The sequence below is a fragment of the Bacteroides sp. AN502(2024) genome (assembly GCF_041227145.1).
In the GTDB taxonomy this organism is placed as follows: domain Bacteria; phylum Bacteroidota; class Bacteroidia; order Bacteroidales; family Bacteroidaceae; genus Bacteroides.
This window is the reverse complement of record NZ_JBGFSP010000003.1, coordinates 1,204,378-1,220,183: the sequence shown is the minus strand read 5'-3', so window position 1 is coordinate 1,220,183 and position 15,806 is coordinate 1,204,378. Positions and strand designations below refer to the sequence as shown.

Here is a 15,806-nt window from a genome sequence, read left to right as displayed (position 1 = left end):
GCTATTATTTTACTTCACTGCCCGGTTTCACTTCACGTCCCGGCATGATAACTGCCAGACTACCGTCATTGTTTTCGGCACTTAGAATCATGCCTTCACTGACAATGCCTTTCAGTTTGCGCGGAGCAAGGTTGGCGATGAAGCAAACTTGTTTTCCTACCAGTTCTTCCGGTTGGTAATGCTTGGCAATACCCGATACGATGGTACGTGTCTCCAATCCGTCATCGATCTTGAATTGCAGCAATTTATCCGCTTTCGGAACTTTCTGGCATTCGAGAATGGTACCTACACGGATATCCAGTTTCGTGAAGTCATCGAATTCGATGTTCGGACGGATCGGATTAGCCTTGTAATTGGCTTCTTCATTTGCCTTCTTTGTATCGAGCAATTTTTGTACCTGTGCCTCGATAGTAGCGTCTTCAATCTTTTCGAACAACAATTCCGGTTTGTTCAACTGATGCCCTACAGGGAGAAGGTCGTCACGTCCCAGTTCAGACCATTCGAAAGTATCCATGTTTAGCATTTTGCGGAGTCTTTCCGAGCTGAACGGCAAGAATGGTTCGAAGGCAATGGCAAGGTTGGCAACCAGTTGCAGGGAGATGTTGAGGATAGTACCTACCCGCTCCATATCTGTTTTTGCCAGTTTCCATGGTTCAGTGTCGGTCAGGTATTTGTTGCCGATACGTGCCAGGTTCATGGCTTCTTTTTGTGCATCGCGGAATTTGAATACATCGAGCAGTTTTTCCACTTCTGCTTTTACGTCTGCAAATTCTTTCAGTGTTTCCTTGTCGTAGTCGGTCAGACTGCCCTGTGCGGGCACGCACCCGTCGAAGTATTTTTGGGTCAATACCATTGCACGGTTCACGAAATTACCGTATATGGCAACCAGTTCGTTATTATTGCGTGCTTGGAAGTCTTTCCAGGTGAAATCGTTGTCTTTCGTTTCCGGTGCGTTGGCGGTCAGTACATAGCGGAGTACATCCTGTTTGCCGGGAAAGTCGGCTAGATATTCGTGCAACCATACAGCCCAGTTGCGGGAAGTGGAGATTTTGTCCCCTTCGAGGTTGAGGAATTCGTTACTCGGCACGTTGTCCGGCAGGATATAGCTGCCTTCTGCTTTCAACATGGCAGGGAATACGATGCAATGGAACACGATGTTGTCTTTTCCAATGAAATGGATTAGGCGGGTTTCGGGATCTTTCCACCAGGTTTCCCAGCTGTCGGGGAGCAGTTCTTTGGTGTTGGAGATGTATCCGATAGGTGCGTCAAACCATACATAAAGCACTTTCCCTTCCGCTCTTTCTACGGGAACAGGGATTCCCCAGTCGAGGTCACGGCTCACGGCACGTGGCTGCAACCCCATGTCGAGCCAGCTTTTGCATTGGCCGTATACGTTGGAACGCCACTCTTTGTGATCCTCCAGAATCCATTTGCGTAGCCATGCTTCGTGTTTGTCGAGAGGAAGATACCAGTGTTTGGTCTCTTTCATCACCGGTTTGCTGCCGCTGATGGCGCTTTTCGGATTGATAAGTTCCGTAGGAGAAAGTGAGGTCCCGCACTTTTCGCATTGGTCGCCGTAAGCACCTTCCGCATGGCAATGGGGACATTCTCCGGTGATATAACGGTCGGCAAGGAATGTTTTTGCCTCCTCGTCGTAATATTGTTCTGACGTTTTTTCGATGAATTCGCCTTTGTCGTACAATGTCTTGAAGAAATCCGAAGCCAGTTGGTGATGCGTCGGTGAAGTGGTGCGGCTATATACGTCGAATGAGATACCGAATTCTTCGAATGATTTTTTTATCAGTGAATGATAACGGTCGACTACATCCTGTGGAGTAATTCCTTCTTTCTTGGCACGGATCGTGATAGGTACTCCGTGTTCGTCCGAACCTCCGATAAATAATACATCTTCTTTTTTCAGACGCAGATAACGTACATAAATATCTGCTGGTACGTATACACCAGCCAGGTGACCGATATGGACAGGTCCGTTCGCATACGGCAGTGCCGATGTAACGGTGGTTCTTTTGAATTTCTTTTCCATTATATAGTGTGATTTTTGTTGTTTTCAGCTTTGCAATGTGCAAAGATAGTGACTTTTCACCACAGATTACATGGATTAACGTATATTTTCATTCGCATGCACGGCACGGCTCTTTCATTTAAAACTGTTTTGTTCTCTCAAAAATGGTCTTATTTTATGGGCCACAGCCGACACCATTTCGATGCAGAAAGACATCATACCGAGAGTTCCTCTCTATGTTTGAAAGGTACAAAACATCTGCCATCTGCAACAAAATCATGCTAAATTGATGAACACAAGAGACTTATGCTGTTGCAGATAAAGTTATCTGCAACATACTATTCAAATACCGGATTAGTACAGTTTGCCTACACGCCGCACAATGTTTATGTAGTGTCTTATACGGATTTAGGTTGACACCTTTTTAGAGACATAAAAAAAGAAAAATTATGTCTAAATTATCTCGTAAGATTTATTCTGAGACTTTCAAATTGGAAGTTCTCCGTGATTACTTCAGTAGCGGTTTGTCAATGTTTGCTACTGCCAAGAAATGGGGTTTACCCAACCATACTTATATTCTGCGTTGGCAAAAGTGTTATGCAATTGATTCGGATTCCTTATCTTTGTCCCCCGAACTTCTGTCAGATCTTCAAATGAAAAAGAATCCAAAATCAAAATCTAAAGAAGAACTTCTTGAAGCGGAAAATTTGCGTCTGAGAAAGGCTTTGGAACTTGAAAAACTTCGTTCCCATGCCTTTGAAAGACTGATTGAACTCACAGAAAGAGAAGAAGGGATTTCCATCTTAAAAAAAGATGGTGCCAAATAGTCACCGGCCTTCGTGAAGAGTTTCCTCACATCAGTGTGAAAACCCTTTGCGGACTGTTTGGCATGTCTTCCCAGGCCTATTACAAAAAGAAAAAAAATCTTTTGTCGCGTCATCAGATCAGAACAGCCATCTTGGATGCCGTCTTCTTCTACCGCTCAAAGGCTCCGGGCATCGGTGGTTTGAAATTATACCATGAGCTCCGCTCCCTTTATGGAAGCGAGATAACCGGAGGGCGGGATGCCTTCCTTCATCTGCTGCGTTCGGAACGCCTTATGCTGCCCCCGAAGAAACCCAGGCATACGACGGACTCCCACCATCTTTACAAGAAGTATCCGAATCTGATCAAGGGGGTAACGGCACAATACCCGAACCATATCTGGGTATGTGACATCACTTACATCTGGATTGAAGGTGGCGTATGCTACCTCCATCTTGTAACGGACATGTACTCACATGCCGTTTTAGGATGGGTGCTCTCTCCCAGTTTGCATGCCGAATATACGCTACAGGCACTGGAACAGGCCATCAATGAGGCCGGAGGTGGCAATCTTTGCGGCACAATCCACCATTCCGACCGGGGGGTACAGTATGCCTGCGATGCCTATATCGACACACTGGTCACTCATCATATACGTGTGAGCATGACTGAAGATTACAACCCGACGGACAATGCGGTAGCAGAAAGGATGAATGGCATCCTGAAAACGGAATGGATATACGGCATGTCGCTGTTCAGGGATAAAGAGATGGCACGGGAGCAGATTACGCGAATGATTGACTTCTATAATAATGGACGACCGCATATGAGCATAGGTATGAAAAAACCCATGGACGTATATCATGGAGAGGTGCCGGGAAAATCATTGTGGAAAAATAAGGTTCCATATGATAAATAAATACTATATTTGCGATACCGAGAACCCGGGACATGACGGTTTAAGCCATTGTCTCACAAAAGCCAATAGGGTGTCGAACCCTATTGACTTTTACCGAGAGCCCGAGCACACTCAGATTTGTCCATTGTTTTTACGTATGACAACTATCTTAGGAGCAAAGGGAAGAAACTAACAACTGTTTTAGTTATGAATAACAGAATGTGACAACTTATTTAGTAACTAGCCTCTAAAAGTGACAACCATTTCTAGTATAAGTCATAGTGCAAACAAGTATTCAAACCGAACAGAGTGTTCCACCGTATTGAAACAAAGTGTTCACCGTGTTGAAACAGAGTGTTCCACCGTATTGAAACAAAGTGTTCACCATGTTGAAACAGAGTGTTCCACCATATTGAAACAAAGTGTTCACTATATTGAACAGAGTGGTTCGCTGAAGTAACAACAAATACAAAATAGCATACGAGTTTACTTGTGAGATTGAAAGAGTAGTTTATCATGTTGTCAGACCATCATGAGCTAAAACAGATATGTTGCAGATACTTGGCCTGCAACATATCTGCAACAGGTATCTGCAACGCCATAAGCCATTATATTTCAATTAGATACAGCGAAATTGTTGCAGATGGCAGATAATTACCACATATATTTTTCTGTGTAGGAATCGAATGGAGGTTCCTCCGCTATTCCTTTCTGACGAAAAATCCTACGAATATATTCCTGTTGTTCAAGCGACAAATATCTCTCTTTACGGTAAAAGCCAATATTGTCCTAAATAAATTGGGGGGAACAAATAAAAAGGAAGTAGAACTAAGGTAAAATGACTACCTTAGTAGCAAGCTACCAACTCATCTACTTCCTATGGCAAATATAACACTTTTCGCACAGGTAATATCACATCTCCCGAAAGAAAATATCAGGAAAATCATAAAATCTTCGGGGTCAGACAAGCATTGCAAGGGCTACAATACATGGAGTCAGTTTGTTAGCATGATTTTCAGCCAATTCTCAGGATGTGATTCAGTCAGAGATATCTCAAACGGGCTGAAATCAGCCACCGGCAACCTCAATCATTTGGGAATCAACCGTGCACCATCCAAGTCAACGGTAGCATATCAGAACGCCAACCGAGACAGTTCGGTTTTTCGCGGCATATTCTACTCGTTGTTTCAGTATTTCGGACAGCAAGCCCTATGGCAACGAAGAAAGTTCCGTTTCAAGATGCCGATAAAACTGCTCGACTCCACATTGGTGTCATTGACTCTGTCAATATATGACTGGGCACATTACACTACCACCAAGGGGGCGGTCAAGATGCACACGCTATTGGACTATGACAGTCTTTTGCCGGAGTTCGTGAATATCACCGATGGCAAAACCACCGACAACAAAGCTGCTTTTGATATTGAGTTACATCCGTATAGTATTGTAGTAGCCGACCGAGGCTACTGTGACTACTCATTGCTGAATAATTGGGACAGCAGCAACGTGTTCTTTGTAGTGCGTCATAAAGACAATATCCGGTACAAAGCCATAGAGGAGTTGCCTTTGCCTGAAAAACACGCTCAGAATGTACTTATTGACGAAATAATCGAGTTCGAACTCTCGGCGGCCAAATCCAAATATCCCAAACGTTTACGTCGCATCGCAGTATGGAACGATGAACACGGTTTTGAAATTGAGTTACTCACAAACAACTTCACATTGGCAGCATCAAGCATAGCGGCTCTGTACAAGGCTCGGTGGAACATAGAAATCTTCTTTCGCAACCTCAAGCAACTGCTACGCATCAAGAGCTTTATCGGCACATCCCGCAATGCCGTAGAGACCCAAATATGGACTGCTATGACTACAATGCTGATTCTGACATGGCTAAAGCACATCGCAAGATACAAATGGGCATTGGCTAACCTTGTGGTCACGCTCCGGCTGAACACATTTACCAAAATCGACCTCCAAAAATGGCTTGATCAACCATTTACACCACCTCCCGAAACCATCGAAAACGATTAGGGGGGATTGATTTTGAACTCTCGAGGCTATACTTAACAGTATAGTCAGTTAGCTCATGCTCAAAATTTATTTAGGACAATATTGGGTAAAAGCGGTAATACGTCCCGCGTCCGATAAAGATAATTGACTGACAGACAAACATCAACCAATTACCCGGCTCGCATTAGACCAAATAAGGGGCAGTATGGCTATATTTTTATCTTAAATGAAAGAGCCGTACAAAAGATTAATATGCTGAAACAGGAAGGAAAAGAAAAAGCTCTCTCATAGATAAAAATGAAAATCCTCTTTCAACCTATCACCCCCGCATGGATCACCTATCACACACCTGTTTTTTGAATTTGCCTTGGAACAAAGTGTTTCGCGCCTTGAAATTGTCTGTTAATTGTTTATTTGAAAATTGGTGTATAGCTTGAAGCTATTTGCAGGTATGGTGACGGACTGTTCAGAGTTGGTAACCTTCAATGTCGCTCCGTTCAATTCATACCAATCTCCCGGGTTGCCAAAGTATACATTTATATTAATTTGCTCATTCATGAAATTACCTACTACAACCAATTTCTTTGTACTTGATTCCAATCTTAAATAACGACCTTTATCCCAGTCGGAAACACTAACTTTCCAATCCTTGAAAGCACTGTCGCTGAATAAGTCCGGATTCTCATTGCGTAATTTCAGCAAAGTACTATAAGTGTCATATAATTCTTTTCGATATTGGTTGTCAAGATAATTCCATTTCACAGGCTTGGCATCTGTATTCTTTTCAGTTCCCATTGTACCATCGTGCTTATACATTATGGAATAATCATAACCGAGTTCGCCAAACTGCCAAATCATTTTCGGCCCCGGAACAGTCAGGAAGAAGGCTGCATTTGTTTCCAGTTGTTTCATGCGAATGGCAAGACTTGTATTCTGAAGATTGCCATAAGCTGCTTGTTTGTATGCGACCCTTTCTTCATCATGACTTTCCATGAAATTAATCCATCTCCCGGCAGGCATTCCGTTATTTCGCATATATGAGAAGTCTGATCTGCTCGATTCTCCCATTCCTGACTGACAATAGCTTTCATTCATATTATGCCATAGTTTCATTCCTGCTTCAGCCAATTCAGACTCTTCATCCAAATTGCAGAAGTGTTCGAGAATCATCACTGCATTAGGATTGGTCGTGTTTACTGTTTCATAATAATCCTTCAAGATAGCAATACGGGAGTCATCTCTATTGCTTGCCGTTGATTCACTGCTTTTATTTTGGGTAAATCCTTTGGTTAAGTCGAAACGGAAACCATCAAATTTATACTCTTCCAGCAAAAACTTCAAGTTACGTTTTACAAATTCACGTACGAGCGGTGACTCGTGATTGAAGTCATGGAATACACTGAATGGATGAGGAGCATCAACGTTAAACCACGGATTATTCTTGGCTGTCTTGCTTTCTTTCGAATTCCAATAAAGTTTTGCAAATGGATGACTACCGGTAGCATGGTTGTAAACTACATCCAACAATACTGCGATGCCTTGCTTGTGGCATTCATCAATGAAATGCTTATATTCTTCTTTCGTTCCATATGCTTTGTCCATTGCAAAATAATAACATGGATTGTATCCCCAGCTATTATTCCCGTCGAATTCTTGTATAGGCATCAGTTCAATAGCATTCACGCCCAGGCTCTTGATGTAGGCTAAATGTTTCATTGCTTCTTTGATTGTACCCGTAGCGAGTTCGGGACCCACTTGTGTGAAGTCACGGAATAGTAACTCATAGATTACCATATTGTCAGGATAATCAATCTTGAAATCGGATACTTGCCAGTTGTACGATGTCGGTTTCGTTTGGAATACAGAAACAATACCTGTCGTCTTTCCATTCGGATATTGTATGGCGCTAGCCGGATAAACTCCCTGTTGTACAAGATGTTTATCGTTCGAACCATCCAACACTTTTTCACAATAGGGGTCACCAATACGGACGTTTCCATCTTTTTCGCTGCCTATGTAATATTGGAAACCATACTCTTTAGCAGGGGTGATATTCGTAACCGTATACCACCAGAAGTGTTTGTCGTTATCACGCTTCATTTGGTATTCTGTGCTCAGCTCCCAATCATTGAAGTCGCCAATCAGACAAGCATAATCCTTATAATTGTTGTCTGTATCCAAATCGTATAGCGCGAAAGTCACAGATGTTCCGTCAGCCGATGGATGGATACCCGCTTCTTCTACCGGGCAGGCAGCTATCTCTACCGGAGTCGGTGTGAAAGTCTTGTCTCCTGTTACTGTGATAAAAAAGTCGCTGGTTTTCTTTTCGTCAGTCAACGCTTCACCATTGCGGAAGAGGATGCAGACATTTTGAATGTTTGCTGCATTTTCCGCGCCAAACCATTCGCGTACTGTTGGGGCAAGCGTAAAGCACCAAATATTATCCGCCACTTTCTCTGCCTTATACTTATCTTCATTTATGCCCCATTCCGTAGGAACATGCATCCAGTCATTGATACCGATGTGAACATATACATCGCCTTTATATCCGTATAAGTCGTCACCAGCTGTTGCTCTATACCAGATCTTTCCTTGCTTGTCTCCCTTAAACTTAGTAGGATAATTATTTATTCCTTCTACCAATTCTTCGATAGACGGTTCGTGATCCAGCTCGGGAATTTTCGGACCGGTGATTAACATCTCGTGGTTTTCGTCGGAACATGCTGCTATCGTGAGTAGGCAGAGCAGCATCCAGAATATAGGTCTTATATCTTTTTTCATACTTGTTCAATTTGAAGATGGAGAGAACTGTTGCTGCTTTTACGTTCAATAGTTCTCTCCATTTGTTATTTTATTATTCTTTAATGAGGACTAATCTACTGCTCAGATAGAATTTTATAGTGTAGTTACCCGCTGCGTCCATCACAATATTATCGCTTGAGAAAGGAGTGGGTGCATCTAATGCTCCCCCGAAACTAATACCGGAATCCCAAGTGGAGTTGACACGAAGCTTAAATTCCCCTGCTGTCATTTCCGTATTTACAGTCCAGCATTTTTCTGTTGCATCATAAGTCAGTTTTTGGCCGTTTTCCCATCCGCCTATGGCTGTGCCTATTATATCCATAGATGTTATTTCAGTTGCAGAGAGATATTTATCATCCAAATTGACTACCATGTAGTAGATACCTTGGGGCAATGATAAGTTTCCACCATCATTTGTCATACCTTCTTTCGAGGTAAAATAGTCATATCCATAATCAAGTCCGCCATTTGAACTATCCGGCCAATAAGGCTGTGCGGTAAACTTAAAGCCACCGTTCAATTCCGACATTCCCCAATAAGCATTGTTTCCTTCCGGCTTATATAAAGTCGGTGCTTGTGAAGGCTTCCATTCCTGATGATTTCCAGGTATCCATAAATGAGGTGCATCCATTGTTTTCTCAATCTTATAAGTGCCTTCCATCATGTTGATGGAGATTCTAACTGATTTATAATCGCCACCGGATATTTTGATAGGATTTGCTGTTTCTGATAAAATGAGATTACCTTCTGGAGCATCGTTGTCAGCATCAACCGCGCCAAGTGATTTGCCTGAGTTGGATTTAATCAGGAAATAGGCATCTTTTGCACCGGTGTTATCTGTAACCAGAGCAGGAACTGTTGTTGTAAAGACTGAATTGGTATAAGGATCACCACTTGTATTAACAAATGCTACATTCTGTTCCCAAGTCAGAGAGCCATTAATATAATAAGCGCTTTCAATAACCGGTGCTTCCGGAGTAACTTTCAGTTCATAACTTCCAGCCCGTGCCGCATATACTGTCTTCCCGATAACCACGTATGCCGTTAATACAGCATTCATGGTACGTTCTACCGGACGGATACCGTATATCTGTGCCACTGCATTTTGCAAATCTTCCGTTGCTACGTGTCCTTTATCGTCTACGGCTAAGGTCACTTTATTATCCAACTTCATTTTATAGGATATGGTGGCTTCTTCTTCAACGGCAGGAGCCGTAAATACGGCAACTGCTACGGATTCTTCCTCGACATTTCCAAGATTAATAGGGTCTATACCTGTAGCCGTAAAAGTAATCTTTCCGGCAGCTTCTTCCTGTCCGTAAGACTGTGGGGAAGCTATCCCTTCATTAAAATCTTCGTTACAAGCTGTCAGTGAAGCAGCCAGTAACACGGTTATATATATTGATAATTTTTTCATATCTATCTGCATTTAAGATTAATCTATTTTGCTTTGAAGTAATAGCACTCGTCCAGTTCGTTGAACAGTACGGTATAATCACCCGGTTTGCAACTGATTGTTGCGGCATCCACAAATGAGCCGAATGGGAATACCTCTCCACCCCAAGTTTTGTCACCGGAAGTGAATTTGGCTTTGCAGCTTGATGCGATTGTTATGTCGGCATACCATATATGTGAATGCTCCATGGTTACTTTGGTCATGTCTACAGATTCCGAACCATAAGTCAATGTGACGGCATCATACTCTGTCGGTTGAGTTTCAAAAGTAGTAGCTTTCATTGTCAGTTTATTCTCAATCGTATTGAGATGAAGCGTGTACCAGCCGGCCGCATTCACTTTAATATTTTGAGAATTCTTGTCATTTACCAAATTGGTGAATCCTTCGCTGTCCGCATTTCCCCATTGGTTGTCCCATGCACCGGGAACAGCTACTATCTTAAATCCTTTATCTGCCGGGATATATCCTGTGTAGGTAAATTCTCCTTTACCTGTATTGGCATCATACGCATATCCTTTTACCAGTGACATCGGGAAATAAGCGGTACCTGCTGTCATTGTCGGATTTCCCCAGGGAACTTCACCGATGAAATCGCCCAGTAAATAATAAGTGGCAGGAACGGCATCAGATATATCCATATAATAAGGTATACATTTCAATTCTATCGAATTGGAATATATAGGATATCCTTTATCTCCGATATGTGCGTACAAACGTACAAATACACTCATCGGTTCACCGTCATAATCATTCTCCGATGTCCAGCCGGCAAGTTTTACGATTACCTTATTCAATTCCTGTGTGTTGGCATCCACTTTGGCTGATGTAGATATGGAAGGTAGTGTCAGATAAGAAGCATCTGCCGTTTCCGTTTCATCAGTCCATTTGTCTGTTAAATCCGCTTGCACGGTGTAAGTCACTACGGCAGGATAGCCATAGTCCGGTTGCGTACAAGTCAGTTCGATATTCTTGGATTGATTCAGGTCATAGACGTTGGACGTTGCATTGGCAGGAGTGTTCAATACAAAAGTAGTAGGTTCCTGTATGGTAGGATTTGAGTCCCTGTCATCCTCGCAGGCGGTCAGCAGGGCTGTCGCTACTAGTATGGACGTCAGTATATTTATTTTTTTCATATTACTCTGTTTTTATAAAAGTATAACTTCGGTCTGGTTTAATATTCCGGGTTTTGCTTCAGATTCGTATTCGCATTGATATCATTGGCAGGAATAGGATAAATGTTGCGGAACTTTTTTATTTCAGTACCTTGTTTTTCTCCACCTTTCCAATCCCAGTTATAGTCGGTGCGTCCGCCGAAATCGCCGAAACGAATCAAGTCAATGCGGCGGCGACCTTCAAACCAGAACTCACGCGCCCATTCGTCACGGATGTCCGTCAATGTGTATGAAGCAGATTCGGCGGCGTTCGCACGCTTACGGATTTCATGCATAGCGTCTATGGTCTCCTGAGTAGAAACACCATTGTTGGCACGGATGCTGGCTTCTGCTACAATCAGATAAGCTTCTGCCATACGAAGAAGAGGTATATCCATATCGGGATTGTCCGTATCGCTTGTCAGTCCGTTGTCTGCACGGATGTTCGAGAATTTGGCACATGCGAATCCGTCTGTAAAGCTCATATTGTCGCCTGTCGACGTACTTCTCTGCACTCCGCACATCAAGGCACGATCATCTTTTGCTGCCACTACCATCTGGTTTTCCAATACGGAAGGGGCATCATTTACGTTCGGGAAGAATTTGGCTACCATTGTCTGGCGACAATGCGGGCCGCCCCATCCTTGCTTGCTTCCCCAGGGATTCATGCCTGTGTCACTTTTGTGCGTACCTGCAATCAAGAACAGCGAACCACCCCAACTCTTGGTTCTCACACCATCCTGCAAAATCGGAAGTATCACTTCCTGTCTTGCCTTGTTGACATTGCTGCCGTCATTATCTGCCATGAACAGGTGTTTGTAGACAGGAGCCAGTTTATATCCGGAATCAATCACTTTTTGGGCATATTCTTTGGCTTTTCCCCATTGAGGCGTGCCGGTATAGACTTCTGCGTTGAGATACATACGTGCCAGCAATAACCAGGCGGCAACACGGTCTACACGGCCGTAAGTCGTTTGAAGCGGCTGTGCCAGTGTGGCAGTGGCGTCGTCACCGATTTCTTTCAACTCTTCTTCAATCTTCGCGAAGAGATCCGCACGTTGTATTTGCTGAGGCTTCTCTGTTGATACTTTGTCGCAATACGGCGGATTGCCGAACATATCCATCAGGTAGTAGTTGTTCAAAGCACGGATAAAACGTACTTCTGCACGTTGGCGTGTCGTTTCATCATCTGTCAGTCCTTCCGTTTGTTCTAAGAAGTAGTTGCACAAAGTGATATCGAATGTCAGACGGTAATAGAGTCCTGTCACGATTTCATTGGAAGAACTCCAACTGCAATCGGCAATAGTAGCGACACCGGCATCGTTCCATGAATTGACAATCGCTTCATCTGTCATCAATTGGTTGGCACACCAAGTCATACGGTAGAAAGAGGAAGTACCTTCGTCGATGTCGTCCAAGTCACCGCTTCCGTCGGGACCTTTCTGACCAGTCAGTCCGAGGGTGCCATATATCTTGTTAAAAACGCTTGCTTGGTCGAATGTCATCACTATATTCGGGTCGATAGGAGTCGCATCCAGGTCACCGATACATGAAGTCACGCTGACTGCCAGTAATAGTGAGGCAGCCGATAGGATTGATTTTATATATCTGAATTTCATAATTGGTATTTTAGTAGGTTTAGAAATTAAGGCTCAAACCGATTAACGTAGTCAGAGGACGTGGATAAATATTGTTATCCAATCCCTTTTCTACTTCAGGGTCAAGTCCTTTGTATTTGGTGATAGTGAATACGTTCTGTACGGCTGCATATACGCGTCCGCCAATCGAAGCGCCGAACAGCTTTTTGAACGAGTATCCCAAAGTGATGTTGTCACATTTCATGAAAGAGGCATTCTGAACGAAGTAATCGGACAGCAAGGTGTTGTCGTTCTTGCTTTGGATATTGTTTGCCACTCCCATCAACGGGCGGTTGTTAAGTGCGCCGAATGAATAGATGGAAGTCGGGTTGCAGTCGGAGCCACCTGCTTCGACAGAGTTATATACATAATTGTTCAAACTGGCGCGCAGTGAGAAACTGAAATCCCATGACTTGTATGAAAGACGGGAAGTAAGTCCCATAAGTACATCGGCTGTCGGCTTCTTGTAGAAGTAGCGGTCGTCACCGTTAATCGTTCCGTCTCCGTTGCGGTCTACAAATTCGTTTTCGATAGGCTTTCCGTTCTCGTCATACACTTGCTGGTAAACATAGAAGGAAGAAGCCGGATGTCCTACGGTATGTGCCATTGCTTTCATGTCACGTCCTCCACCGATATTGTCTCCGGCAGCAACATAATAATTTTCGCTATCTCCGGTAGTTAATTTGGTGATTTCGTTTTTATTGTAAGTGATATTGAAGCCAAGGTCCCATGTCCAGTCGGTAGTTACAACCGGTTTTGAATTAATAGAGAATTCGATACCTGAATTTTCTAATGAACCGACGTTGGACAATACCTTGTTTTTGAAGTTCGTTCCGGCAGAAACGAATACGCTGTTCAGCAAATCGGTGGTCTTGCGATAGTAATAATCCACAGCACCGTTGATGCGGTTGTTCAGGAATCCGAAGTCCAGACCTACATTATAAGTGGTCGTCTTTTCCCATTTCAAGTCCGGGTTGTATGCATTCGGGCGGTAAGTGGTTCCTTCTCCCAAGATAGGATAGTAAGCCCCGTCTTTGTTTGTCTCATAAACAGCCAGATATGGATAGTCGCCCGAATTGATATTCTGCTGACCGGTAATACCATAGCCAAGACGAAGTTTTAAATCCGAAAGTACATCAACGTCTTTCAGGAAAGCTTCCTCTTTCAACTTCCATCCCAAAGCAAAAGACGGGAACAATCCCCAACGGTTGTTTTTGTGGAAACGGGAAGAACCATCCTGGCGTACGGTTGCCGTAAACAGGTAACGGTCCAGCAGTGTGTAATTGACACGACCGAAGAAAGATACCAGATAACTTTCCGTAGCCGAACCACTTGAGGTATTGTTGTAACGCTGACCTCTGTTCTCTACCACGTTGTTCGACAGTGGATAGAGTCCCCAATATTCCTGGTCGGACGTATCATGGAAGTGTTGCCATTCATAGCCTGCCATTACATCGAAACGATGTTTGTCGGTAAAATCTTTGTTGTATTGCAGGTAAGCGTTCAAAGAGAGGTTGTACTTGTCTTTCTGTTCCCAGCCATAGCTGCCATAATAGTTGTTGGTCGAAGAATAGGGGGAGACATCCGTATATTGCTTACCCGTAGAGAGGTCCATGCCACCGTTCACGTGTGCGTGCAAGTCCGGCAAGAAATGAAACTTATAATCCAGTTCCAGATTACCGATTAAAGATTTGGAGATGGCACGATCGTCTTTTTCTTCTATCAAGGCGACCGGATTACCGGGGGCATTGGTGTTAAAAGTACGTTTCCATGTGTCGTCATTCAAAGAAGAAGCATCCGTATTCCATTGGAAATATCCGTCAAAATAGTATTGATGGTAGGGATCATCGGAACGGACGGATTGTGTAGGGTCAAAGCTGACTGCAGAACCTACCGCATTACCGTCGGCATAACGGTTTTTGGCAATCATACCTTTCAGGTTGGCATTTACTTTCAGATGGTCTTTAAAGAAAGAAGGAGCCAGACTGACAGATGCCGTATAACGTTCGAACTTGGATGTTTTCACAATGCCATTCTGGTTGGTATAACCGAAAGAAACGCGGTAAGGCATATTCTTTAATCCACCGGAAATAGTGAGGTTATGGTCTGTACTTACGGCTGCGCGGAATATCTCTTTCTGCCAGTCGGTATTGCCGTTTCCTAGTTTGCTATAAGCTTCGCTTTCTTCTCCCCAAATGTTTTTGATGAAAGAACGAAACTGGTCTCCGTCCATTACATCAACGGTAGATTTTACATTGCTGACAGATAAATTGCCGTCATAAGAGATGGTGGGACGTGCACCTGCCTGACCTTTCTTCGTTGTGATGATGATAACACCATTGGAAGCACGCGAACCATAAATAGCGGTAGCTGAAGCATCTTTCAATACGGTAAAGCTTTCAATATCATTAGGGTTGACCATGGATAGAGGGTTGGACAAACCTTTCACTCCTTTATTATCCATTGCCAGACCATCGATTACAATCAGCGGGTCGTTTTCCGCAGCCAGTGAAGAACCGCCTCGGATACGAATTGTTGCACCTGCACCCGGAGCTCCGCCTTTGCTGATGACGCTCACACCGGCAATCTTTCCGGTCATCATGTCCTGTGCGTTGGTAATCAAACCTTTATTTAGCTTGTCCGGTTTGATGGCTGTAACCGAACCGGTCATATCATTCTTCTTCACCGAGCCGTAGCCGATAACGACTACTGCGTCCAGTACTTGAGAATCATCTTCCAATGTAACCATTACTGAAGGAGCAGCTTTCACCTCTGCAGATTTATAGCCGACGAATGAAATGGAAAGAATGGCGTCTTTCCGTACATTCAACATAAAGTTACCATTGAAATCAGTTATTGTTCCATTGGTTGTACCTTTTACCAGTACGTTCGCACCGATGATAGGTTCACCCGTTGTGTCTTTCACATGCCCCTTGACTGCTATTTGCTGGGCAAATGCTTCAATGGAAAGGAAGAGTCCCACCAATAATGTGAGTAGGGCTTTAAGTCTTAAGCTCTTTTTCAT

The 15,806-nt window shown here is 43.6% G+C and carries 10 protein-coding genes; 3 read left to right on the top strand and 7 right to left on the bottom strand.

Annotated elements, in window-relative coordinates; genetic code table 11:
• Positions 1-4 precede the first annotated feature (4 nt).
• The gene (gene metG, locus AB9N12_RS04840; protein WP_369890149.1) at positions 5-2,044 is read right to left on the bottom strand and encodes a methionine--tRNA ligase; all 2,040 of its coding nucleotides are present in this window, start codon (positions 2,042-2,044) and stop codon (positions 5-7) included.
• A 428-nt stretch (positions 2,045-2,472) separates the two neighbouring features.
• Between metG and AB9N12_RS04835 the strand changes: the two genes are divergently transcribed.
• Positions 2,473-2,850, top strand: a complete 378-nt coding sequence (locus AB9N12_RS04835; protein ID WP_369889012.1) for a hypothetical protein — start codon at positions 2,473-2,475, stop codon at positions 2,848-2,850.
• Positions 2,851-2,885: 35 nt separating this feature from the next.
• Positions 2,886-3,746, top strand: a complete 861-nt coding sequence (locus tag AB9N12_RS04830) for an IS3 family transposase (protein ID WP_369890147.1) — start codon at positions 2,886-2,888, stop codon at positions 3,744-3,746.
• Positions 3,747-4,379: 633 nt separating this feature from the next.
• Here AB9N12_RS04830 and AB9N12_RS04825 read toward each other — a convergent pair.
• Positions 4,380-4,508 (bottom strand): DUF6078 family protein, encoded by a 129-nt coding sequence (locus AB9N12_RS04825; protein ID WP_369892806.1) that lies wholly within the window; start codon positions 4,506-4,508, stop codon positions 4,380-4,382.
• A gap of 96 nt (positions 4,509-4,604) precedes the next feature.
• Here AB9N12_RS04825 and AB9N12_RS04820 point away from each other — a divergent pair, with 96 nt between their 5' ends.
• Positions 4,605-5,756 carry an IS4 family transposase gene (locus AB9N12_RS04820; RefSeq protein ID WP_369888970.1) on the top strand — a complete coding sequence of 384 codons (1,152 nt, stop codon included), beginning with the start codon at positions 4,605-4,607 and terminating at the stop codon, positions 5,754-5,756.
• Positions 5,757-6,137: 381 nt separating this feature from the next.
• Here the strand turns inward: AB9N12_RS04820 and AB9N12_RS04815 are convergent, their stop codons facing one another.
• The 5 genes from AB9N12_RS04815 to AB9N12_RS04795 all read right to left on the bottom strand — a co-directional run bounded on the left by AB9N12_RS04815 (position 6,138) and on the right by AB9N12_RS04795 (position 15,806).
• The gene (locus AB9N12_RS04815) at positions 6,138-8,516 is read right to left on the bottom strand and encodes an alpha-amylase family glycosyl hydrolase (protein ID WP_369890145.1); all 2,379 of its coding nucleotides are present in this window, start codon (positions 8,514-8,516) and stop codon (positions 6,138-6,140) included.
• 73 nt (positions 8,517-8,589) lie between these two features.
• A complete protein-coding gene (locus AB9N12_RS04810) occupies positions 8,590-9,954 on the bottom strand; it encodes a DUF5115 domain-containing protein (RefSeq protein WP_369890143.1) in 1,365 nt (454 codons plus the stop codon).
• Between the two features lie 23 nt (positions 9,955-9,977).
• Positions 9,978-11,126 carry a SusE domain-containing protein gene (locus AB9N12_RS04805; RefSeq protein WP_369890141.1) on the bottom strand — a complete coding sequence of 383 codons (1,149 nt, stop codon included), beginning with the start codon at positions 11,124-11,126 and terminating at the stop codon, positions 9,978-9,980.
• Positions 11,127-11,164: 38 nt separating this feature from the next.
• Positions 11,165-12,763: a RagB/SusD family nutrient uptake outer membrane protein gene (locus AB9N12_RS04800; RefSeq protein WP_369890140.1), complete on the bottom strand. Its 1,599-nt coding sequence runs from the start codon at positions 12,761-12,763 to the stop codon at positions 11,165-11,167.
• 19 nt (positions 12,764-12,782) lie between these two features.
• Positions 12,783-15,806 carry a SusC/RagA family TonB-linked outer membrane protein gene (locus AB9N12_RS04795; protein ID WP_369890138.1) on the bottom strand — a complete coding sequence of 1,008 codons (3,024 nt, stop codon included), beginning with the start codon at positions 15,804-15,806 and terminating at the stop codon, positions 12,783-12,785.

Bases quoted from the DNA above. Each gene is read 5' to 3' on its own strand.
- AB9N12_RS04810 (WP_369890143.1), bottom strand. From the start codon at position 9,954: ATGAAAAAATTATCAATATATATAACCGTGTTACTGGCTGCTTCACTG.
- AB9N12_RS04835 (WP_369889012.1), top strand. From the start codon at position 2,473: ATGTCTAAATTATCTCGTAAGATTTATTCTGAGACTTTCAAATTGGAA.
- AB9N12_RS04820 (WP_369888970.1), top strand. From the start codon at position 4,605: ATGGCAAATATAACACTTTTCGCACAGGTAATATCACATCTCCCGAAA.
- AB9N12_RS04805 (WP_369890141.1), bottom strand. From the start codon at position 11,126: ATGAAAAAAATAAATATACTGACGTCCATACTAGTAGCGACAGCCCTG.
- metG (WP_369890149.1), bottom strand. From the start codon at position 2,044: ATGGAAAAGAAATTCAAAAGAACCACCGTTACATCGGCACTGCCGTAT.
- AB9N12_RS04795 (WP_369890138.1), bottom strand. From the start codon at position 15,806: ATGAAAAAGAGCTTAAGACTTAAAGCCCTACTCACATTATTGGTGGGA.
- AB9N12_RS04815 (WP_369890145.1), bottom strand. From the start codon at position 8,516: ATGAAAAAAGATATAAGACCTATATTCTGGATGCTGCTCTGCCTACTC.
- AB9N12_RS04800 (WP_369890140.1), bottom strand. From the start codon at position 12,763: ATGAAATTCAGATATATAAAATCAATCCTATCGGCTGCCTCACTATTA.